Consider the following 20,873-nt stretch of genomic DNA (forward strand, 5'->3'; position numbering starts at 1 on the left):
ATGAGTACCTCGTCAGGAAAAAAAATTCTAGGTGGCGATTTCTTCATTTGTCAGGATGAATTTGGAGGTTGGCGACTTGATGGAGCCTCGGCTTCCTTTAATTTGGCGGATGACTCAGACTTTAAACGCGTGATTTCATTACTTGAACTTCCTTTTAGTGAAGTAAAGTTGGAATTGGGGTCCGACTTTCCTTATTTTGCACTGATAGGCGTGGGGTTGAAGCACGAGTCTGATTATTGGATTGATCTCGCCCTGAATTGGGTGAGTCAATTAAATTCTAAAGAGGCTCTTGAGTTTTTCGAAGAGTTGAAGTTTATATCCGCGGACAAAAAAGTTTCTCAAAGAAACAGAGGCTTGGCTAAGAAAGAGATTAAAAGGTTGCGGGGACTTACTAGTTGAATGGAAATGGGGACAGACCACATTTAGACAGGGGTAAAGGGGGGCAGACCACGTTTAACGTAATTGACTGAAGGATAAATGGGAACAGACCACGTTTAGAAAGTACTCCGAAAACATGGTCTGTCCCCGTTTTCCCGCTTGTGGAAATACTATAGGTCGTTGCGCTGAGTTTAGAGCTGCAAATGAGTTGCTTCTAAAAAAACCAGGATTGAAGCTTAGCGATATAAAATTCACTCCCGCGATCCGCCCAAGGACGGGGCAGGTAGTTCCTAGGTGTGATAACTGCACTAATGTTTTCGGAGCCGAGTAATGGAAATGAATGACGAATTTCTGGAAATCAATGATCTTGATTGGTTTGCCTCATGTCGTGGTGGGGTCATCGCTCATTTCGCTACAGGTGGAAATGGGGTTGTGCCTGACGATGTCCGTCAGTCAATTTCCAGATATGAGGAAATTTATGACTACTTCTATTCAAGGCCTGGAGGCGTGGACGTTGAGATAGTAGAAGCCAATTTGGTTGAGTTTGCCGATGAAGCTCAGCGTGCGCGCTATTTAAAATCTTTTGTTGAAATGGCCGGCAGAGGGTTGTTCAGTCATGACGCTTCCGAGCAGGGTGGTTATAAATTAATTGCCAAACCAAAATCGGCACTAAAGTTAGTGGATCTCCCGAAGTTGATGCAGACTTCTATTTGTAAGCTACCATTGGAGCTCACTGACTGGATACGTTGCGACGACTTCACTAAAGATTAAATGTAGAAGGATAAATGGGGGCAGACCACGTTTAGAAAGTACTCCGAAAACATGGTCTGTCCCCGTTTTCCCTATCGCGTTTCCACTGTGAGGTTGTAATCATGAATGAGTTGTTTCAACGTTTTTTAAGTGAGGAGCTTAATGAAGGTGCTCGTGAGCTATTACGCACTGGGGTTTTAAGTGCGCAAGAGCCCGGTGCTGTTACGTGCATCCGTGAGTTCAACTTCAATTTGTTTGATGTTTTGATTGATTTTGAGACGCGGGTTGTAGTTGTTCAAGATGTACTGCTACCAGAAACTGACCCGGGTTCAGTAATGTCACTGGATGAGTTCAGAAGTTTGTGTGGGATTTGAAGAAGGGGGAACAAATGGGAACAGACCTGAGGGATCCCCACAAATCTACTCCAGGCACTGCGCCTGATGATGCACCTCATCACGCAGAGCTTTCTCCAATGTTTCCCGGTCTCCGTTGCCTCCGAACTCTGTGCGTCTGTCCCCGTTTTCCCCCCAACCAAGGAGGAACTCGACTGGTTCAACAGTATAAAATGGGATTGAAACTATGATTGATTCAGTAACTGGCAAACGTGTTGTGGTATGTATTGACAATATTTATGGACCCTACATTCGGGTGTCGTCATTTCAGGACGGAGGGGCTATGGAAGATTTGCTGGATGAAAAATTCTTCGTCCTCTACTGGAAGGAAACCCCGGACGATTTGAAGGATTTGGGCGGGAATGAATACTATTTTGGTGGTGCAGCTGATCCCGTCCAGCTGCAAACAATTCTCGACTCCATCGAATTTGAATAATCGCTGTAATAAAGGGGGACAGACGGTCTTTCCCAGTTTTACCAGTTTTATCGGAGCCTGAGCCATTTGAAATTGAACATTCATTTCCCTGACAACCTCATCTCCGATGATTTGCTCAGACAGCAACGGATTCCCTGCCTTTGCAAGGTTTCAACGCAGTTCGAAATTTCCTTCTCGGATACAGTCCCTGAATCATCCGGGATCGTATCTGGCTGGAGTCGTGACGAGTTGGAGCGACGTGCGGTCGCCGGGGCGGGTGGTCAATACACCCACTATGCCAATGGTCTGATTACCTTAAGTAAAATTAGCGAAGGCCTTTACCAGATCGTTGATCTTGAAATGTTCTACCGAAGTTTTGGTTGGTGCGCTGTTTTCCGAGATGGACAATACGCACCCGCAGGATATTTCTGGGACGATGAGCCCACGTAAAACCAAACGCCCCGAACTCTATCGGGGCGTTTTCATTTACCGGGCCGAGCCAGCAAAGTGTTTACCGAAACGCCGGCACCACATGCTTGATAAACAGCTCCAGCGACTTCTTCTTCTCCTCATGCGGCAAGCTGTTGTCACACCAGAAACTGAACTCATCCACCCCCAGTTCCTGGTAGTACTTGATCCGCGGAATGATCTCCTCCGGCGTACCAATCATCGCCGTTTTGTGCAAACTCTCCAGCTCAAACTCCGGGCGCCCGGCAAACTTCTCTTCCGGGCTCGGTGCGAGGAAACCGTTGACCGGCGTTTCCTTGTTGCCAAACCACGCATCGAAGGTGCGGTAGAAACGCGAAATGGCTTTCGCACCGACTTTCCAGCCGTCCGGATTATCGGCAGTGTGCACGTGAGTGTGGCGCAGCACCATCAATTGCGGACGCGGCACATCCGGGTTGTTGTCCAGCGCAGTCTGGAACTTGTTCTTCAGGTCGAGGACTTCTTCGTCGCCCTTCATCAGCGGCGTGACCATCACGTTGCAGCCGTTGGCCACGGCGAAGTTATGCGAATCCGGGTCGCGGGCGGCGATCCACATTGGCGGGTTCGGTTGCTGGATCGGCTTCGGTACGCTGGTCGAGGTCGGGAATTTCCAGATGTCACCGTCGTGGGCGTAGTCGCCTTGCCACAGGGCGCGGACCACCGGGACCATTTCGCGCAATGCCTGGCCGCCGCTGGAGGCAGGCATGCCGCCGGCCATGCGATCGAATTCAACCTGATAAGCGCCACGGGCCAGGCCGACTTCCATGCGGCCGTTGCTGATCACGTCGAGCAACGCGCATTCACCGGCGACCCGCAGCGGGTGCCAGAACGGCGCGATGATGGTGCCGGCGCCGAGGTGGATGGTCGTGGTTTTCGCGGCGAGGTAGGCGAGCAGCGGCATCGGGCTTGGCGAGATGGTGTATTCCATGGCGTGGTGTTCGCCGATCCACACGGTGCTGAAACCACCGGCCTCGGCCATCAGGGTCAGTTCGGTGAGGTCTTCGAACAGTTGGCGGTGGCTGACGCTTTCGTCCCAGCGTTCCATGTGGATGAACAGGGAAAATTTCATGACGCTTCCTCGGATCTTTTGTTGTTGAGGCTACATGTGGGAGCGGGCTTGCTCGCGATTGCGGTGTGTCAGAAAAGACATCGACATCGGATAAATCGCTATCGCGAGCAGGCTCACTCCTACAGTTGATTGGTGCGGATCTGACGATCAGGCCAGGACGGGCAGGGCGCCCATTTTGCCGTGGCAGTACACCAGCGGTCCGCTGTGCTGTTCGGGGACGATCAGGTTCTTCACCGCGCCGACCATGATGGCGTGGTCGCCGCCTTCGTATTCGCGCCACAGCTCACATTCGATGATAGCTGTCGCGTTGGCCAGGATCGGGTTACCCAGTTCGCTCAAGGTCCATTCGATGCCTTGCGCCTTGTCCTTGCCTTTGCGGGCGAAGGCGTAGGCTTCGCTTTGCTGGCCGCCGGACAGAACGTGGATGGCAAAGCGTTTGTTCTTGATCAGTACCGGGTACGAATCGGAGCTGTAGTTGGGGCAGAACAGCACCAGCGCCGGGTCCATCGACAGCGAGCTGAATGCACTGGCAGTCAGGCCGACGATCTGACCGTCATCGTCCAGGGTGGTGATAACGGTTACGCCGGACGGGAACGAGCCCATGACTTGTTTGTAGATGGCGGCATCGATCATTGGTCGGTCCTCGGGTGTTGTGACGCTGTTTTTATGTGTTTGTTGGTCTGATGGTATACCAGTATTCAATCTTTGCAAGGGCTTTTAAGCTGAACCGATAAACGTGCCGCGTTCGTCGGAAACTCAGCGTTTACGGGGCTTTCGGCTGGTCTGCAGGTCACGGTTTCAGCGAGGATGGCGTATCAGTTGGCGCCGCAAACTACGGATCAGTCTTGTGAATTGTTTGGAATACCATAATATGGTCTGCATATGAGGGGCGGCCAAAGAGTCCCCCCGGTTTGGCTTCATACAACGATAAGAACAGACAAACTCGAGTTCATGCATATGTCCCAGATGTCCCGGCAAGATCCGTTGATCGAGAACCATACGGTCGACTACGTCCCACTCGCGGAACGCCACGGGAAGGCCCGCGACCTATTCACCCTTTGGTTCAGCACCAACATTGCGCCACTGCCCATCGTCACCGGCGCCATGGTGGTTCAAGTGTTCCATCTCGATTTGCTCTGGGGGCTGCTGGCGATTGCGCTCGGGCACATGATCGGCGGCGTGGTGATCGCGCTGGCGTCGGCCCAAGGCCCGCGCATGGGCATTCCGCAGATGGTTCAGAGTCGCGGCCAGTTCGGCCGTTACGGCGCGCTGCTGATCGTGTTCTTTGCCGCGCTGATCTACATCGGTTTCTTTATTTCCAACATCGTCCTGGCGGGTAAATCCATCGTCGGCATCGCGCCATCGGTGCCGGCGCCGCTGAGCATTCTGATCGGTGCACTGGCGGCCACGGCGATTGGCGTGATCGGCTACAACTTCATTCACACGCTGAACCGCATTGGCACCTGGGTGATGGGCAGCGCGTTGCTGGCCGGGTTCATCTATATCTTTGCCCATGACTTGCCGGCGGACTTCCTCACTCGCGGCAGTTTCAACCTGTCCGGCTGGCTGGCGACGGTGTCGTTGGGGATTATCTGGCAGATCAGTTTCTCGCCGTACGTGTCCGATTACTCGCGATACTTGCCGGCGGATATCGGCATTGCCAAGCCGTTCTGGGCGACCTATCTGGGCGCGACGCTGGGCACGATTCTGTCGTTCAGCTTTGGCGCCGTTGCGGTGCTGGCGAACCCGGAAGGCACTGAAGCGATGGTCGCGGTCAAGCAATCGACCGGGTGGCTCGGGCCGATTCTGATGGTGCTGTTTCTGCTCAATATCATCAGCCACAACGCGCTGAATTTGTATGGTGCGGTGCTCTCGATCATCACATCGATCCAGACTTTCGCCAGCCAATGGACGCCGAGCATCAAGGTGCGCATAGTGTTGTCGAGCGTAGTGTTGGCGGGTTGCTGCGTGGTTGCGCTGGGCGCGTCGGCGGATTTCATTTCCGAGTTCATTGGTTTGATTCTGGCGCTGTTGCTGGTGCTGGTGCCATGGGCGTCGATCAACCTGATCGACTTCTACCTGATCAAGCGCGGCTGCTACGACATCACCTCGATCTTCCGGGCCGATGGCGGGGTTTACGGGCGCTTTAACCTGCACGCGATCATTGCTTACTTCATCGGCATCATCGTGCAACTGCCGTTCGCCAATACCTCGCTGTACGTCGGGCCTTACGCCAATCTGGTCGAGGGCGCGGACTTGTCCTGGCTGGTCGGCCTGGTGGTCACCGTGCCGTTGTATTACTGCCTGGCGACACGCGGCCAGACTCAGCAGAGCAGGGCGGCCAGGTTGGGTTATACCGACTGAGCTGATCCGCTACCCGACAATGCCCGGCCAAGTGCCGGGCATTGTTGTTTCCGCATTCCGGCGGTCAATCAAATTGGCCACATCGATCCCCTTTTGGCCCATCCCCCACTGTGATCCGTCTACGCTGTCAGCAAGAATCAAAACCATAACCAGACGCTCAACCTTTTTTACCCTTGGCTACCTTTACAGCCGCTGCCGTGTACAGAACATAAAAACCATCGAACTCACGCTGCCTTTTGGGGAACAACCATGGTCACGATGAAACGCATTCTGGGTGCCACTGTGTGTGGGCTGACGCTGTTGGCCGGCGCCGTCCAGGCTGAGCAACGCGAACTGCGCGTGTACAACTGGGCGGACTACATCCTGCCGTCGGTGCCCAAGGATTTCGCCGCAAAAAGCGGCATCAAAGTGATCTGGGACACCTTCGACACCAACGAATCCCTGGAAGCCAAACTGCTCACCGGCAACTCCGGTTACGACCTGGTAGTGCCGTCGAACCAGTTCCTTGAAACGCAGATCAAGGCTGGCGTGTTTCAGAAGCTGGATAAATCGAAACTGCCGAACTGGAGCCACCAGGACCCGGAACTGTTGAAACTGCTGGGCAAGAACGATCCGGGCAACCAGTACGGCGTGCCCTACATGGTCGGCACCGTGCTGATCGGCTTCAACCCGGCCAAGGTCAAAGCGGCACTGGGCGACAACGCGCCGGTCGACAGTTGGGATCTGGTGTTCAAACCGGAGAACATGGAAAAACTCAAATCCTGCGGCGTGGCGATGCTTGATTCGCCGACGGAAATCCTGCCGCTGGCCCTGCATTATCTGGGCCTCGACCCGAACAGCCAGAACCCCGCCGATTATGAAAAAGCCAAGGAGTTGATGCTCAAGGTTCGCCCGTACGTGACCTATTTCAACTCGGCCAAATACATGACTGACATCGCCAACGGCGACATCTGCGTGGCCATCGGTTACTCCGGCAGCTTCTACCAGTTCGGCAATCGCGCCAAAGAAGCAAAAAACGGCGTGGTGGTCGACTGGCGCTTGCCTAAGGAGGGCGCACCGATCTGGTTCGACACCTTCGCCATTCCGAAGAGCGCGAAGAACGTCGCCGAGGCGCATGAATTCCTCAACAACCTGCTCGACCCGAAGGTGATCGCGCCGATCAGCGACTTCCTCGGTTACCCGAATGCGAACAAGGATTCGATACCGCTGATCAACAAGGAAATCACCGACAACCCGAACCTGACACCGACCCCGGAAGCGCTGAAAAACCTTTACGTCGTGCAGCCGTTGCCGCAGAAACTTGAGCGTGTGCGTACACGGGTGTGGACCAGTATCAAATCCGACAAGTAACACCGCTCTCCTGTAGGAGTGAGCCTGCTCGCGATAGCGCCAGATCAGTCAACATCGCGTCGTTTGACAGACCGCTATCGCGAGCAGGCTCACTCCTACAAGGTTTTGTGGTGTGTCATTCCGTGCTGCGTTCGCTTTCTCTGGTCATCACCAGGCTCAGCAGAACCGCCCCCAGAATCACCCCACCCACCACCGCCAACGACCACTCCACTGGCATGTGCAACCACGGCATCAACACCATTTTGCCGCCGATAAACACCAGCACAATCGCCAGTCCATACTTGAGCAAGTGAAAGCGGTCGGCCATGTCCGCCAGCAGGAAGTACAGCGCGCGCAGACCCATGATTGCGAAGATATTCGAAGTGAAAACAATGAACGGGTCAGTCGTCACGGCGAAAATTGCCGGGATGCTGTCGACCGCAAACATCAGGTCACTGGCCTCGATCAGCACCAGCACCAGAAACATCGGAGTAGCCCAGCGCACGCCGTTCTGCAGGACGAAAAACCGTTCGCCATGAAAGCTACTGGTGATGCGCATATGCCCGCGCACCCAGCGCAGCAACGGATTCTTGTCCAGGTCCGGCTGGTGGTCGGCAAACACCAGCATCTTGATCCCGGTGAAGATCAGGAAAACGCCGAACGCATACAGCAGCCATTCAAACTGCGACACCAGCCAGACACCGGCGAAAATCATCACCGCGCGCATCACGATCGCCCCGAGCACGCCGTACAGCAGCACCCGTCGCTGCAATTCGGGCGGCACGGCGAAGTAGCTGAAGATCATCACGAAAACGAACATGTTGTCGATCGACAGCGATTGCTCGATCAAATAACCGGTGAGGAATTCGAGGGTTTTTTCCCGGGCGATCTCGGCGCCGAACGCACCGTGCAAATACCACCAGAGCAGTGCGGCGAAACTCAGTGCCAGCAAGCACCAGGCGATGACCCAGGACAAGGCTTCGCGCACTGACACCCGATGCGCCTTGCGTCCACCGAAGACGAACAGGTCCAATGCCAGCATGGCAAGTACGAAGACGATGAAGGCGGCCCACATCCACGGTTCGCCGATATTGATGTTTGTGGCTGGCATGTCACGCTCCCTGTCTATTCTTGGATTGGGGTCAGACGGGGCCATGCTAGCGACGACTTTGCGGTAAAGAAAAATCGTTTATTTCTGCGCAACAGTTCGATAAAAACGAATTATCCGCCCCCGTTAACAGCTCGGGCACTTTTTACGGAGCAATGTTTTCAACGATGAATACCGACATTCTCGAACCTCAAGCGGTGTGCAGTCCGATCACCAGCAGCGCGATTTTCATCGTCGCGACGCTGAATGCCGGGCCGGAAGCCGCGCAAACCGTGAAAGACTGGTGCGGCGATGTCGCCGGCCTGGTGCGTTCGGTCGGCAAGCGCGTACCGACCGGCAATCTGACCTGCATCTGCGGCTTTTCCTCGAACGCTTGGGATCGCCTGTTCGGCCATCCACGACCAGCGTCGCTGCACGGTTTTCGCGAATTTGGCGGGGAAGGTCGCCACGCTCCGGCAACCCCGGGTGATCTCCTGCTGCACATTCGCGCCGATCAAATGGACCTGTGTTTCGAACTGGCCACGCAAATCATGGCGGTTCTCGGCGATGCGGTGACCGTGGTCGACGAAGTGCAAGGTTTCCGCTATTTCGATATGCGCAGCATCATCGGTTTTGTCGACGGCACGGAAAACCCGGTCGGGCGCAAAGCGGTGAATTTCACCATCGTCGGTGACGAAGACCCCGAGTTCAGCGGTGGCAGTTACGTGCTGGTGCAGAAGTACCTGCACAACATGACTGCCTGGAACGGCTTGAGCGTCGAAGCTCAAGAGCGTGTTATCGGCCGCACTAAACTCTCCGATATCGAACTGGATGACGCGGTCAAACCGAGCAACTCGCACAGCGCGCTGACCACCATCACCAACGCAGCCGGGGAGGAAGTGAAGATCCTGCGTGACAACATGCCATTCGGCCGACCGGGCGCAGGGGAGTTCGGCACGTTCTTTATCGGTTACGCGCGCTCGCCCGAGCCGATGGAGCAAATGCTGGAAAACATGTTCGTCGGCAAACCGCCGGGCAACTACGACAAGTTGCTGGACTTCAGTACGGCGGTTACCGGGAGCCTGTATTTCGTGCCGTCGGCGGATTTGCTGGAAGAGCTGGCGGATCGCTGATCAACGAAAGAACTCCCCCGGCGTTTCCCCGAACTGCTGACGAAACGCCGCGATAAACGCCGACGTCGAGTCGTAACCACAGGCCAGCGCGACGTCGGTGACGCGTTCACCTTTCTCCAGCGGTGTCAGCGCACCGAGCAGGCGCAGGCGCTGGCGCCAGGCGCGGAAGGTCAGGCCGGTGTCGCGCAGAAACAGGCGGGTGATGGTTTTTTCGGTGACGCCGAACTTCTCACTCCAGTGGCTCAGTGTGGTCTGCTGTTCCGGGTGTTGTTCAAGGCTCTGATAGATCTGCTTTAAGCGAGCGTCTTGCGGCAACGGCAACATCAGGTCGATCTGCGGCGCCTCGGCCAGTTGATCGAGGATCACTTGAGCGAGGCGTCCATGCGGGCCGCTTTGGTCGTATTCCACCGGAACCTGGCTGAACGCGCGGATCAGTTCCCTGAGCAGATCGCTGACGCCGAGTACATGGCAGCGCTCGAGCGCCCACCCGGCGACGCTGCAATCGATGTAGAGGCTGCGCATTTCCGTGTGCGGCGAGCTGAATACCCGATGCGGCACGCCCGCCGGGATCCACACGGCGCGCTCCGGCGGGGCGACGAAGCGCCCGGCACTGGTCTGGATTTCCAGCACACCTTGAATCGCGTAGGACAACTGCACCCACGGGTGACTGTGACGCCGGGTCAGGGCGCGATTGGGCAGCGATTCGGTGCGCCCGTAGAGTGGGCGCGGCAGGCTGGGCAGCCCGGGAATGCTGCGCCGCACGCTTTTGTCATGTCCTTTAGGCGGCATCTTGTGGCCCTTCGGCGTTAGTCGGTAATTGGCAGTCACGTTAGAGTCGTCGGCACGCACTGGCAACCCCCGGATGAACCGACCATGACTCGCCCCCGCTTTTTACCCGATAACTTCACCCTGACACTGATTGGCGTCGTGCTGCTGGCCAGTTTTCTACCGGCCAGCGGTCAGGTCGCCGTCGGCTTCGGCTGGCTGACCAACATCGCCATCGCGCTGCTGTTTTTCCTGCATGGCGCCAAACTGTCCCGCGAATCGATCATTGCCGGTGCCGGCCACTGGCGCCTGCATCTGCTGGTGTTCGGCCTGACGTTTGTCCTTTTCCCGTTACTGGGCCTGGCGCTGAAACCGCTGCTGTCACCGCTGATCGGCGACAAGCTGTACATGGGCATGCTTTATCTGTGCGCACTGCCGGCCACGGTGCAGTCGGCGATCGCATTCACCTCGCTGGCGCGGGGCAATATTCCGGCGGCGATTTGTAGTGCGGCGGCATCGAGCCTGTTCGGGATTTTCCTCACGCCGTTGTTGGTGACGCTATTGCTCGACGTTCACGGTGATGGCGGTTCGACGCTGGATGCGATCCTGAAAATCAGCGTGCAATTGCTGCTGCCATTCATTGCCGGGCAGATCGCCCGGCGCTGGATCGGCGCGTGGGTCGGGCGCAACAAGAACTGGCTGAAGTTCGTTGATCAAGGGTCGATTCTGTTGGTGGTTTACGGCGCGTTCAGCGAGGCGGTCAACGAAGGTATCTGGCATCAGATTCCGCTCATCGAGCTGCTGGGATTGGTGGTGGTCTGCTGCATTCTGCTGGCGCTGGTGCTGTTGGCGTCGACGTTGCTCGGGAAGGCATTCGGCTTCAGCCAGGAAGACCGCATCACCATTTTGTTCTGCGGTTCGAAAAAAAGCCTGGCCACCGGCGTGCCGATGGCGCAGGTGTTGTTTGCCGGCAGCACGATTGGCGTGCTGATCCTGCCATTGATGCTTTTCCATCAGATTCAACTCATGGTCTGTGCGGTGCTGGCTCAGCGCTACGCCAAGCGCCCGGAATCGGTGCCAGAGCTGATGGCGCAAGTCGATCCGTGATCACCGCAGATCAGACGATGTCGTCGATCAGGATATGCGACAGCCCTTTGCTGCACCGCTCGATGCGCGCCTCAACCTTGTAGACATCGCGCAGCATCTGTTCGGTGATCACCTCATTGCTCGGGCCGCTGCCCTGACTGGTGCCGTCGGCAATCACCAGCACCTGATCGGCGAAACGTAACGCCTGATTCAGATCATGGATGGCGATAAACACAATCACCTCGCGTTTGCGTGCGAGGCTGCGCATGAAGTTCAGCACTTGCACTTGTCGATGCATGTCGAGGGCGCTGGTCGGTTCGTCCATCAGCAGGATTTCCGGTTCGCGCACCAGCGTCTGGGCGATGGAGACCAACTGCTGCTGACCGCCGCTGAGTTCACCAAGGTTACGAAACGACAGCCCGGTGATGCCCAGCGCGGCGAGAATCTCGTCGACCAGTTTCAGCTCATCATCGTGGACCACCCAGCCCGGGGTCAGTTGCTTGCGCGCCAGCAGCACGGATTCGTACACCGTCAAACGCGCACTGGCGTTCAGGCCCTGCGGCATATAACTGATACCCGTCGGGCCTTTTTTCGATTCTTTCAGGATGACCTGACCCGGCCCTTCGATCAGCCCGGCCATGCGTTTGAATAACGTCGATTTGCCGGCCGCATTGGGCCCGACCACGGCAACCACCTGACCGCCAAAAAACGTCGCCGTCGAGACACCACGAATGATCTCGCGCTGGCCATAGCGGGCGCCCAGATTGTCCAGTTGCAGCGTCACCATGAGTTTTTCTTCCCGCCGAGAATCAGTGAAATGAAGAACGGCACGCCGATCAGTGAGGTGACCACGCCGATAGGGAAAATCGCGCCGGGGATCAGGGTCTTGCTGACCACCGAACTGGCCGAGAGAATCAACGAGCCGGTGAGCAAGGAGGCCGGCAAAAAGAAGCGCTGATCTTCACCGATCAGCATGCGCGCGATGTGCGGCCCGACCAGTCCGATAAAGCCGATGGTGCCGACGAAGGCCACGGGGAACGAGGCGAGCAGGCTGACCATGATCAGCGTCTGAAAGCGCAGGCTGCGCACGTTGATGCCGAAACTGGCAGCCTTGTCGTCGCCCAGGCGCAGGGCGGTCAGGGCCCACGCGCGTTTGGCGAAGATCGGCAGGGTGATCAGGATCACCAGGCAGATCACCCCGAGTTTCGGCCAGGTGGCTTTGGTCAGGCTGCCCATGGTCCAGAACACCACGGCGGCAACGGCTTGTTCGGTGGCGAAGAACTGCACCAGCGCCAGCAGCGCATTGAAGGTGAACACCAATGCGATGCCGAGTAGCACGATGGTTTCAGCAGTGACGCCACGACGCATGCTCAGAAAGTGAATCAACAGCGCCGAGAGCATGGCCATGATAAAGGCGTTGAGCGGCACCATGAACTGCGCGGCCAGCGGGAACAACGCCACACCGAAGGCCAGGCCCAGCGCCGCGCCGAAACTGGCGGCGGCGGAAATACCCAAGGTGAACGGACTGGCCAACGGGTTGTTGAGGATGGTCTGCATCTGCGCGCCGGCCAGCGATAACGCCGCGCCAACGGCCACCGCCATCAGCGCTACCGGCAAACGAATATCCCACATCACCACGCGCACTTGTGGCGAAGCACTGTCCGGCGAAAACAGGGCGCCGAGCACTTCGCTGAAACTGTAACTCGCTGGCCCCAAAGCAAGGTCGAGCAGCACGCTGCACAACAGCAGAATCACCAGCCCGGCGAGGATCAGGCGTTTACGCAGCACCAGTCGCCGATAGGTTTCGCGCTGCACCTCGACGGTGTCGGTCAATGAACTCATGGTTTGGCCTCAGGATTGCGCAGGCTGACGAAGTAGCCCGACTCATACGGCACGGGCAGAAAACGCTCGTGCAGTTCACGGAATGAGGCGTCCGGGTCGAGATCGGCAAACAGCTCCGGGTGAAACCATTTGGCCAATTGCTGAATGGCCACGAACTGGTAAGGGCTGTTGTAGAACTGATGCCAGATGGCGTGGAAGGCTTGTGTCTCCTGAGCCTTGATCCCAGCGTAGGCCGGACGCTGCGTATACCACGCGAGTTTTTTCCGTGCCTGGTTCATGTCGGCGCCGGGCCCGACACCGACCCAATGGCCACCGGGTGCAAAGGCTTCCCAGTTGGCCGTGGTGACCACCACGTGCGCCGGATTGGCGACGATGACCTGCTCGGGATTCAACTGGCCGAACGTGGTCGGGATGATCCCCCGGGCGATGTTGTTGCCGCCGGCCATATTAACAAACAGGCCAAAATTCTCGTTGCCGAAACTCAGGCAGCAATCGTCGGTGTAGCCGCCGATGCGCTCAATGAACACGCTTGGACGCGGTGGGTGCTGTTTCTCGATGACGTCGGTGACGCGGTGAATCTGCTGGTTGCGAAAATCAATGAAGGCTTCGGCGCGTTGCTCTTTACCGAACAGTTTGCCGAACAGGCGCATGGTCGGTTCGGTGTTCTGCATCGGGTTGTTGCGAAAATCGACGTACACCACCGGGATGCCCAATGCGTCGAGCTTCTCGATATAGCGCGCATCTTCGGTGGCGTGCTGCGCTTCGATATTGAGGATGATCACGTCCGGGCGCTGCGAGATCGCTTGTTCGATATCAAAGGTGCCGTCTTCAAAGCCGCCGAAGGTGGGGATCTTGGCAATGCCGGGGAATTTGCGCAGGTAGGCATTGTAGGTGTCCGGGTCGGACTGGATCAGGTCCTTGCGCCAGCCGACGATGCGTTCGATCGGGTTTTGTGTGTCCAGTGCGGCGAGCAGATACAACTGCCGGCCTTCACCGAGGATGACCCGTCTGACCGGCAGATGCACCTTGACCTTGCGCCCGAGCAGATCGGTCACTTCGGTGCGCGCCGAATCCGCTTCGCTGGCGTTTGCGTTGCGCGGCGCCAGCGCAGACAGGCTCAGCAGTCCTGCCAGTAACAGCGCAGCCAGCGCGAGGCTGCGTCGATCGAAAATCACCATGGTCAAAGCCTTTGCAAAGGTCAGTTCGGCCAACGGCTCACACCGCTGTCCGGCTGAACGTTTCAGAAATCGACAGTCGCCGACAGTAATAAGGTGCGCGGTGAGCCTTGGGAGAACGCGCCATAAGAGGCGACGCCCGACCAGTACTCGTGGTCGAACACGTTCTGCACGGTGGCGCGAAACGTGGTCGGGCGATCATCGATGCGCGTGCTATAGCGGGCGCCGACATCGAGGCGGGTCCAGTCATCGAGTTTTTGTGTGTTGGCCTGGTTCACATACTGGCTGCCGGTGTGGATCGCGCCTCCGGTCAGCGTCAGGCCTTCGACCCATGAGGTGTCCCATTCGGCCCAGAGGTTGGCCTGAACCTCGGGCACGCCGACCGGTTTGTTGCCGCGGTTGGCGGCCACGCCGGTTTTCGTCAGTTCGGCATTGAGCAGGGTCACGCCGCCGAGCAGGCGAGTGCCCGGCGTGACTTCGCCGAACACGTTCAGCTCCAGCCCGCGATTGCGTTGTTCGCCCTGCACCGAGAACACCCCCGAGGCCAGTTCGCCGCTGGGTTTGGTGATTTGAAACAGGCTGATGGTGGAGGTAAACGTGCCGTAGTCGGCTTTGACTCCGAGTTCGTGCTGGCGGGAAACATAAGGGGCAAAGATCTCGCCAGCGTTGGACGCGGTGGAAGGCGCGATGTCGCCCTTGCTCAGCCCTTCGAGGTAGTTGTAGTAGAACGAAACGTGGTCCCAAGGCTTGATCACCGCGCCGAACAACGGTGTCGTCCGGCCGTCGTCGTAGGACGTGGTCACCACGCCGGCGGCGTTGTAGTTGTCGGATTTGATGTTCTGTTTGCGCAAGCCCAGGGTTACCTGCGCGCGGTCATCGAGAATCGACAGCGTGTCGGCAAGCGCCACGCCAGTCAGTTCGCTCTGCGAGACCTTCGGCGTATCCGGCTTGGGGATGTAAGGTTGCGGGCGATCCACCGGGTGATAAATGTTCGACAGAATCGGTGCGCCGGAAATGATCCCGCGCGACAACACATCGCGATAGCGACTGACCTGCACGGTGGTGCGGTGACTGATCGGCCCGGTATCGAAGCGCAGCCGCGCACCGGCATCAACGGTGTAACGCTCGACTTCGAACTTGTAATAACCGGGGATCGACGAGGTGTCGCCAGCGGCATTGATAATGGTCGGCGTCTGGTCGGACATTCGCGCCACATCCGATTTGCCGCCGCCGGCATGGGCGAACACCGTCAATGCGTCGCTGAGGTCATATTCGCCGCTGAGCAGCGCCGATTTGTCACGGGTTTTCGACCAGCCCCAATCCTGACTGACGTTGCTGCGGCCATTGGCGGCGGAAGGAATGTCCACGCCCGAAGCAATGAGAAATGGCCGCGAGGCAGCGTCGAAGCTTTCTTTTTGGCTAAGCCAGTCGAAAGTTGTGCGCAGGCGTTCGCCCTGATAATCGAGAGAGATCGCACCAATATCGACATGCCGCGATTGATCGTCGATCGCCGTGTTGCCCAGTTGCGTACTGCCGTTGAAGCGCACACCGAAGCGGCGTTCTTCGCCGAAACGTCGACTGACGTCGAGATGGCCACCGGCCTGAGCATCCATGGCGTAACTGGCGGTGAAACGGGTCAGGTCTTCATCGAGAGAGCGCTTGGGCACTACGTTGATCACGCCGCCCACCGCGTTGTTGGGTGACATGCCATAGAGCAGGGCGCCGGGGCCTTTGACCAGTTCGATGCGCTCGGCGTATTCGGTGAACACCCGGTAATTGGGCGCCACGCCGTACACGCCGTCGAAGGCCAGTTCACCGAGGTTGCCTTCGCCGACGGGAAAGCCACGGATGAAGAACGAGTCGACAATCCCCCCGGTCTGGCCAGTGGAGCGCACCGAGGAGTCACGTTCCAGCACATCGCCGACGGTGACGGCCTGTTGATCCTTGATCAGCGCCGAGGTGTAGGTGCTGATGCTGAACGGCGCGTCCATCACGTCAGTGTTGCCGAGCAAGCCCAGACGTCCGCCGTTGGCGACCTGGCCACCTGCATACACCTGCGGCAGGGCATCGCTGCGCTTGTCGGTGCCGATCACGGCGGTTTCATCAAGCGTCACCCGGCGCTGCACCAATGTGTAGCTGCCGTCGCTGCGCAACACCATGTCCAGGCCACTGCCGGCCAGCAAGCGATTGACCGCCTCCTGCGTCGAGTAATGACCGATCAACGCAGGGTTGGTCAGGCCTTCGGCCAGCGAGGGCTGGAACGACAGGGCAATGTTGGCGTCCACGGCGAAGCTCGACAGAGTCGCACCCAGCGGCCCGGCGGGAATGTTGTAGGCACGAACCGCGACAGCGTCCAGTTGCACCGGCACGGCGGCCAAGACAAACGGGCAAACGGCACCGATCAGAACAAGGCTTAGCAACGCACTGCGAACAACGGGTTTGAGCTGACGTTCCGGGCGCAGATGGCGTGCGGCAAGCATGGATGAATGAGCCTATAAACAGGACGAAAAGGTGCTTCTCCCCAATAGCCAGTCGAGATCGGAAAAAGTATCAGCCTAAGGCAAATATTTTTTCACTCAGGCCGGAGAGAGCATGACCCAGTAGCCATTCAAATGGCCGCTGACGAGGATCGGGTAGGTTTGCGCCAGCATGTTCAGGGTGCGCTGGCTGTCGCTGATCGGGTAGGCGCCGGAAATGCGCAGATCGGCGATTGCCGGATCGAGGCGCACGAAGCCACGGCGATAGCGCGTCAGTTCTTCGACGAAGTCGGCCAGGCGCATCTTGTCAGCCATCAGCATGCCTTGCGCCCAGGCACCGACATAACGGTCGGCAACGCTGAGCTGGCCGAAGGTGTAGGAAGAGAAGTCGGTGCGTTGACCGGCGTTGACGATCAGCGGCGTGGTCTGGCGATTGTCCGCGAGCTCGACTTTGACCGCGCCTTCCAGTACCGCGAGGTGGGTGCGCGGTTGCAGTTCGCGCACGGTGAAACGCGTACCCAGCGCCTGCATGCGGCCCTGACGGGTGCTGACCAGAAACGGTCGCGCCAGCGGTGAAATGTCCGGTGCGGTCTGCACCAGTATTTCGCCTTCGCGCAGGTGGATGAGGCGTTGATTGGCGTCGAACCGCACGTCGATGGCGGTGTCGGTGTTCAGGGTGACTTTCGAGCCGTCGGCCAGGGTCAGCTCGCGTTGCTGACCAACGGCCGTGCGATAGTCGGCCGACCATTGCTGCGACTCTGCCAGCTTCCAGCTGCCCCAACCGGCCGGCAGGATCGCCAGAATCATCGCCAGTTTGCCCAGCGCCGCACGTCGGTCCGGGCTGCTCGGGCGATCGAGCGCCGACATTGCCAGTGAGGGTGGCAGGCCGCCGAGTTTGGTCTGCAGCAACTGCGCGCGGGCCCAGGCACGACTGCGCTCGGGAGTGCTGGCTTTCCAGTATTCCCATTCGCCGCGTTCGCTGTCGCTGAGTTCGCCTTCACTCATGCGGATCAACCAGTCGGCGGCTTCTTCCAAGGCCTGGTGATCGAGATGCGGCTCATGGCGGCGGCTGAGCATTCACTCCACCAGCAACAGGCACTGCACGAAGGCTTGCTTCATGTAGCGTTTGACGGTGATCAGCGATACGCCCAACTGCTCGGCGATGTCGTCGTATTTCAGCCCGCTGATCTGCGACAACAGAAAGGCGCGTTTGACCAGCGGCGGCAGGGCGTCGAGCATCGCGTCGATTTCGTGCAGGGTCTCCAGCACCATGAAACGCAATTCCGGCGAAGGCACTTCCGGCGCCGGCACATGGGCGAGGGCGTCCAGGTAGGCACGTTCCAGCGCCTTGCGCTGATACCAGTTGACCAGAATGCCCTTGGCCACGCAGCTCAGATAGGCGCGCGGCTGCTCGATGACGGTGACTTGCGAGGCGAGGATGCGCGTGAAGGTGTCCTGCGCCAGATCCGCCGCATCCATGGCGTTTCCCAGTTTTTTTCTCAGCGTCGCGTACAGCCAGCCATGATGGCCGCTGTACAGGGCTTCGATCGCGCGCAGGTGGTTGGCATTATTCGCGGGAAGGGTTTCGCTCATGGCTGCAGATTTTCATGCAATTGAGAAGTATTCCCAATGCTAGTTTACAAAGCCGCTGGGACGCAAGCGCCGATTGGTGTCCGCTTCAGACTCGTGGCAGACGGCTCAGCGCAGCAATCATCGCGTCGATTTCCGCCTCGGTGTTGTACGCATGCACCGAGGCACGGCTGACCTCCAGCAAGTCCCTGTGCTGCATGTCGAGCAGGGTCGAGCGGGACGTCGAGGTGCTGACGTTGATGCGCTTTTCCTGGCCGGCCAGCCACTGCTGAACGTGCGCGGCGCTGCTGTCGCGATGAGTAAACGTGACGATGCCGGACTTCTGCACCCCAAGGTCTCGCGGCGTGATACCAGGAATATCTGCCAGTTGTCGGCGCAGGTGATCTGCCAGTTGCTGAATCCGCAGCCACATCGGTTCGATGCCTTGCGCCAGCGCGTATTCCACTGCCGCACCGAGGCCCAGCTTGGCGGCGACGTTGCATTCCCAATTTTCGAAACGTCGGGCATCGGCGCGGATGGTAAACGTGTCGGCGCTCTGCAAGGCGGCAGCATGCAAGTCGAGAAATGCCGGCTCGAGGTTCTGGCACAGGGACTTTTCGACATACAAGAAGCCCATTCCGCGCGGCCCGCGCAGGTATTTGCGACTGGTGGCCGCGAGCATGTGGCAGCCGATTTTCTGCACGTCGATCGGCATCTGCCCGACACCCTGACAGGCATCGAGCAGAAACAGCACGCCAGCCGAACGGGCGAGGGCGCCGATCTGCTCGATGGGTTGCACCGGGCCGCCATTGGTGGCGATCACCGGCAGCGAGATCAGCGCGACCCGTTCATCGTCGAGTAGCTCTTCAAGCGCCGATAACGAGACCTGGCCGTGTTCATCATTGGGGATGACCCGAATCTCGATGCCACGCCGCTGCTTCATTTGCAGATAGGGAATGTAGTTGCCGGCGTATTCGGTGGTCGACGTCAGCACCACATCGCCGGGTTGCAATGGCAAGGAGTAGAACGCCATATCCCATGCGCGGGTCGCGTTCTCGATCACCGCAATTTCATCAGGTTGGGCGTTGATCAAACGGCCGATGGCGCCATACACGTTTTCCAGGTCGGCCGATTGCCGTCCGGCAGCTTCATAGCCGCCGAGACACGCTTCGAGCTGAATATGACGGGTCATCGTCTCGATCACCGGCGCGGGCATCAGCGCCGCGCCGGCATTGTTGAAGTGGATCAGTTGCGCGACGGCGGGGGTGTCGGCGCGCAGTTGTTCAATGTTCAAAAGCAGACTCCTTGATCATTCCCCATCCGGGGCTGGGCTCGGTTGCATCACCGCCGGCCAGTAGCGCAACGCGACGATCGGGATCAGTGCGACGACGTAAGCCAGGCAAACAAACAGATAGGTGTACTGCAAACCGTAGACCTGACTGAGCAGGCCGCCGGCGGAAATCCCCGCAATCGAAGCGAATTGCGCAGTGCCCTGAGCGATGCCCAAAACATGACCCTGTTGCGAGCTGTCGGCGGTCTTCGAGATCAGCGCCATCAACACCGGTGTGGTTGCACCGAGCAGCACGCCCCAAATGAAGTAGGCAATGACGAACACCACCGGGTTGTGAGTGATTCCCGCCACCGCAGTGAGGACGATGCAGCCGATGACCACGTAAGTCATGCGCTGCAAGGTGTCCTGCTGACCACGGTGTTCGAAATAACGCGACCACGCCGTGGCCGACAGAATGAAGCCCATCGCCAGCAAGCCGTAGCACAGACCGACCACCGAATTGCTGACCTCGAACACCGAGCTGACATACAGCGAAAACGAAGTCTGCGGCAGCATCCGCGCCAGCAACAGAATGCCCATCACACCGAGCAGCGACAGCAATGGTGAGCCTTGCCAGAGGCTGCCGGAACGAACCGGCGCAGTTTTGTCGACGACCACGGCTTTCTTCACCGGCGGCACATCCGGCAAGGTCACGGCGGCGATCACGGTACACACCGCACACAGCGCCGAAGCGATGATGTTGATCCAGAAGAACGTCGCGTAATCGAGGATCAAGCCGCCGACCACCGCACCCAGCAGCGAGCCGACATTGGTCGAGATTTGCAGAATGGCGAACAGCCGAGCGCGCCGCGACGGCGCTTCAATGCTCACGCCGTAGGCCTGTGCCGGGGCGATATAGCCGGCAAACGCGCCTTGCAGAAAGCGCAGGATCAGAATCACCCAGATATCACTGAACAGGGCCAGCCCCAACTGGGTCAACGACAAACCGGCGAGGGCGCGGATCATCATCAACTTGTGGCCGTAGCGATCACCGATCCGGCCCCAGAATGCACTGGTGAGAATAATGCCCAGCATCGGCCCGACGTACACGGCGATGCTGGCGAAGCTGAAAAGCGACTCTGACGTCGTCAGCCCACGCAGGTGGACAGGCCAGAACGGCCCGCTCATTTCCATCGCGCCCATCGATACCAGCTGGATCGCAAATAGAAGATAAATCAGGATTCTTACTCTCGAACCCTGGATGGCACCTGCTTGGGACATGAGTC

Annotated in this window: 21 protein-coding genes; 9 read left to right on the forward strand and 12 right to left on the reverse strand. The window is 58.3% G+C overall.

The window, feature by feature from the left end; translation table 11 throughout:
* The 5 genes from CKW17_RS14545 to CKW17_RS14560 all read left to right on the forward strand — a co-directional run bounded on the left by CKW17_RS14545 (position 1) and on the right by CKW17_RS14560 (position 2,385).
* Positions 1-399, forward strand: coding sequence for a hypothetical protein (locus CKW17_RS14545; protein WP_095120367.1), 399 nt, complete (start codon positions 1-3; stop codon positions 397-399).
* Positions 400-708: 309 nt separating this feature from the next.
* Entirely contained in the window at positions 709-1,149 is a 441-nt protein-coding gene (locus tag CKW17_RS14550; RefSeq protein ID WP_095120368.1) for a hypothetical protein, read from the forward strand.
* Positions 1,150-1,250: 101 nt separating this feature from the next.
* On the forward strand, positions 1,251-1,502 hold the full coding sequence (locus CKW17_RS29890; protein WP_141234570.1) for a hypothetical protein: 252 nt from the start codon (positions 1,251-1,253) through the stop codon (positions 1,500-1,502).
* Positions 1,503-1,707: 205 nt separating this feature from the next.
* On the forward strand, positions 1,708-1,956 hold the full coding sequence (locus CKW17_RS14555) for a hypothetical protein (protein WP_095120369.1): 249 nt from the start codon (positions 1,708-1,710) through the stop codon (positions 1,954-1,956).
* 66 nt (positions 1,957-2,022) lie between these two features.
* Positions 2,023-2,385, forward strand: coding sequence for a hypothetical protein (locus CKW17_RS14560; protein ID WP_095120370.1), 363 nt, complete (start codon positions 2,023-2,025; stop codon positions 2,383-2,385).
* 61 nt (positions 2,386-2,446) lie between these two features.
* Here CKW17_RS14560 and CKW17_RS14565 read toward each other — a convergent pair whose 3' ends face one another.
* Together CKW17_RS14565 and CKW17_RS14570 are read right to left on the reverse strand one after the other, a co-directional pair.
* Positions 2,447-3,490: an LLM class flavin-dependent oxidoreductase gene (locus CKW17_RS14565; protein WP_095120371.1), complete on the reverse strand. Its 1,044-nt coding sequence runs from the start codon at positions 3,488-3,490 to the stop codon at positions 2,447-2,449.
* Positions 3,491-3,637: 147 nt separating this feature from the next.
* A complete protein-coding gene (locus tag CKW17_RS14570; RefSeq protein WP_095120372.1) occupies positions 3,638-4,123 on the reverse strand; it encodes a flavin reductase family protein in 486 nt (161 codons plus the stop codon).
* 324 nt (positions 4,124-4,447) lie between these two features.
* Here CKW17_RS14570 and CKW17_RS14575 point away from each other — a divergent pair, with 324 nt between their 5' ends.
* Together CKW17_RS14575 and CKW17_RS14580 are read left to right on the forward strand one after the other, a co-directional pair.
* On the forward strand, positions 4,448-5,854 hold the full coding sequence (locus tag CKW17_RS14575) for a cytosine permease (RefSeq protein WP_095120373.1): 1,407 nt from the start codon (positions 4,448-4,450) through the stop codon (positions 5,852-5,854).
* Positions 5,855-6,103: 249 nt separating this feature from the next.
* Positions 6,104-7,204: a polyamine ABC transporter substrate-binding protein gene (locus CKW17_RS14580; RefSeq protein ID WP_095120374.1), complete on the forward strand. Its 1,101-nt coding sequence runs from the start codon at positions 6,104-6,106 to the stop codon at positions 7,202-7,204.
* A gap of 115 nt (positions 7,205-7,319) precedes the next feature.
* Here CKW17_RS14580 and CKW17_RS14585 read toward each other — a convergent pair whose 3' ends face one another.
* Complete coding sequence (locus tag CKW17_RS14585) at positions 7,320-8,294, reverse strand: TerC family protein (protein WP_095120375.1); 975 nt, start codon at positions 8,292-8,294, stop codon at positions 7,320-7,322.
* 164 nt (positions 8,295-8,458) lie between these two features.
* Between CKW17_RS14585 and CKW17_RS14590 the strand changes: the two genes are divergently transcribed.
* A complete protein-coding gene (locus CKW17_RS14590; protein WP_095120376.1) occupies positions 8,459-9,403 on the forward strand; it encodes a Dyp-type peroxidase in 945 nt (314 codons plus the stop codon).
* Here CKW17_RS14590 and CKW17_RS14595 read toward each other — a convergent pair whose 3' ends face one another.
* On the reverse strand, positions 9,404-10,192 hold the full coding sequence (locus CKW17_RS14595) for a helix-turn-helix domain-containing protein (protein WP_095120377.1): 789 nt from the start codon (positions 10,190-10,192) through the stop codon (positions 9,404-9,406).
* Between the two features lie 84 nt (positions 10,193-10,276).
* On the opposite strand from CKW17_RS14595, the gene CKW17_RS14600 reads away from it, so the two are divergent.
* Positions 10,277-11,275: a bile acid:sodium symporter family protein gene (locus CKW17_RS14600; RefSeq protein WP_095120378.1), complete on the forward strand. Its 999-nt coding sequence runs from the start codon at positions 10,277-10,279 to the stop codon at positions 11,273-11,275.
* 10 nt (positions 11,276-11,285) lie between these two features.
* Here CKW17_RS14600 and CKW17_RS14605 read toward each other — a convergent pair whose 3' ends face one another.
* The 8 genes from CKW17_RS14605 to CKW17_RS14640 all read right to left on the reverse strand — a co-directional run bounded on the left by CKW17_RS14605 (position 11,286) and on the right by CKW17_RS14640 (position 20,868).
* On the reverse strand, positions 11,286-12,041 hold the full coding sequence (locus CKW17_RS14605; protein ID WP_095120379.1) for an ABC transporter ATP-binding protein: 756 nt from the start codon (positions 12,039-12,041) through the stop codon (positions 11,286-11,288).
* Positions 12,035-13,096, reverse strand: a complete 1,062-nt coding sequence (locus CKW17_RS14610; RefSeq protein WP_093437627.1) for an iron ABC transporter permease — start codon at positions 13,094-13,096, stop codon at positions 12,035-12,037. The genes CKW17_RS14605 and CKW17_RS14610 overlap by 7 nt, the downstream gene beginning before the upstream one ends.
* Positions 13,093-14,274 (reverse strand): ABC transporter substrate-binding protein, encoded by a 1,182-nt coding sequence (locus tag CKW17_RS14615; RefSeq protein ID WP_095120407.1) that lies wholly within the window; start codon positions 14,272-14,274, stop codon positions 13,093-13,095. Before CKW17_RS14615 ends, CKW17_RS14610 begins: the two co-directional genes overlap by 4 nt.
* A gap of 62 nt (positions 14,275-14,336) precedes the next feature.
* Positions 14,337-16,751: a TonB-dependent receptor gene (locus CKW17_RS14620; RefSeq protein WP_095120380.1), complete on the reverse strand. Its 2,415-nt coding sequence runs from the start codon at positions 16,749-16,751 to the stop codon at positions 14,337-14,339.
* 96 nt (positions 16,752-16,847) lie between these two features.
* Positions 16,848-17,825, reverse strand: a complete 978-nt coding sequence (locus CKW17_RS14625; RefSeq protein ID WP_095120381.1) for a FecR domain-containing protein — start codon at positions 17,823-17,825, stop codon at positions 16,848-16,850.
* Complete coding sequence (locus CKW17_RS14630; protein ID WP_016987079.1) at positions 17,826-18,341, reverse strand: sigma-70 family RNA polymerase sigma factor; 516 nt, start codon at positions 18,339-18,341, stop codon at positions 17,826-17,828.
* Positions 18,342-18,426: 85 nt separating this feature from the next.
* Complete coding sequence (locus CKW17_RS14635; protein WP_095120382.1) at positions 18,427-19,611, reverse strand: aminotransferase class V-fold PLP-dependent enzyme; 1,185 nt, start codon at positions 19,609-19,611, stop codon at positions 18,427-18,429.
* 15 nt (positions 19,612-19,626) lie between these two features.
* Positions 19,627-20,868, reverse strand: coding sequence for an MFS transporter (locus CKW17_RS14640; RefSeq protein ID WP_095120383.1), 1,242 nt, complete (start codon positions 20,866-20,868; stop codon positions 19,627-19,629).
* Between the last annotated feature and the right edge of the window lie 5 nt (positions 20,869-20,873).

Origin of the sequence: Pseudomonas sp. Irchel s3f10, assembly GCF_900187515.1 — a bacterium.
Classification (GTDB): Bacteria; Pseudomonadota; Gammaproteobacteria; order Pseudomonadales; family Pseudomonadaceae; genus Aquipseudomonas; species Aquipseudomonas tensinigenes.

What these genes read in the sequence shown, in the direction of transcription:
- CKW17_RS14630 (WP_016987079.1), bottom strand. Translation starts at nt 18,341, where the DNA reads ATGAGCGAAACCCTTCCCGCGAATAATGCCAACCACCTGCGCGCGATC.
- CKW17_RS14580 (WP_095120374.1), top strand. Translation starts at nt 6,104, where the DNA reads ATGGTCACGATGAAACGCATTCTGGGTGCCACTGTGTGTGGGCTGACG.
- CKW17_RS14600 (WP_095120378.1), top strand. Translation starts at nt 10,277, where the DNA reads ATGACTCGCCCCCGCTTTTTACCCGATAACTTCACCCTGACACTGATT.
- CKW17_RS14640 (WP_095120383.1), bottom strand. Translation starts at nt 20,868, where the DNA reads ATGTCCCAAGCAGGTGCCATCCAGGGTTCGAGAGTAAGAATCCTGATT.
- CKW17_RS14620 (WP_095120380.1), bottom strand. Translation starts at nt 16,751, where the DNA reads ATGCTTGCCGCACGCCATCTGCGCCCGGAACGTCAGCTCAAACCCGTT.
- CKW17_RS14550 (WP_095120368.1), top strand. Translation starts at nt 709, where the DNA reads ATGGAAATGAATGACGAATTTCTGGAAATCAATGATCTTGATTGGTTT.
- CKW17_RS14595 (WP_095120377.1), bottom strand. Translation starts at nt 10,192, where the DNA reads ATGCCGCCTAAAGGACATGACAAAAGCGTGCGGCGCAGCATTCCCGGG.
- CKW17_RS14585 (WP_095120375.1), bottom strand. Translation starts at nt 8,294, where the DNA reads ATGCCAGCCACAAACATCAATATCGGCGAACCGTGGATGTGGGCCGCC.
- CKW17_RS14610 (WP_093437627.1), bottom strand. Translation starts at nt 13,096, where the DNA reads ATGAGTTCATTGACCGACACCGTCGAGGTGCAGCGCGAAACCTATCGG.
- CKW17_RS14575 (WP_095120373.1), top strand. Translation starts at nt 4,448, where the DNA reads ATGTCCCAGATGTCCCGGCAAGATCCGTTGATCGAGAACCATACGGTC.
- CKW17_RS14605 (WP_095120379.1), bottom strand. Translation starts at nt 12,041, where the DNA reads ATGGTGACGCTGCAACTGGACAATCTGGGCGCCCGCTATGGCCAGCGC.
- CKW17_RS14590 (WP_095120376.1), top strand. Translation starts at nt 8,459, where the DNA reads ATGAATACCGACATTCTCGAACCTCAAGCGGTGTGCAGTCCGATCACC.
- CKW17_RS14615 (WP_095120407.1), bottom strand. Translation starts at nt 14,274, where the DNA reads ATGGTGATTTTCGATCGACGCAGCCTCGCGCTGGCTGCGCTGTTACTG.
- CKW17_RS14555 (WP_095120369.1), top strand. Translation starts at nt 1,708, where the DNA reads ATGATTGATTCAGTAACTGGCAAACGTGTTGTGGTATGTATTGACAAT.
- CKW17_RS14565 (WP_095120371.1), bottom strand. Translation starts at nt 3,490, where the DNA reads ATGAAATTTTCCCTGTTCATCCACATGGAACGCTGGGACGAAAGCGTC.
- CKW17_RS14625 (WP_095120381.1), bottom strand. Translation starts at nt 17,825, where the DNA reads ATGCTCAGCCGCCGCCATGAGCCGCATCTCGATCACCAGGCCTTGGAA.
- CKW17_RS14570 (WP_095120372.1), bottom strand. Translation starts at nt 4,123, where the DNA reads ATGATCGATGCCGCCATCTACAAACAAGTCATGGGCTCGTTCCCGTCC.
- CKW17_RS14545 (WP_095120367.1), top strand. Translation starts at nt 1, where the DNA reads ATGAGTACCTCGTCAGGAAAAAAAATTCTAGGTGGCGATTTCTTCATT.
- CKW17_RS29890 (WP_141234570.1), top strand. Translation starts at nt 1,251, where the DNA reads ATGAATGAGTTGTTTCAACGTTTTTTAAGTGAGGAGCTTAATGAAGGT.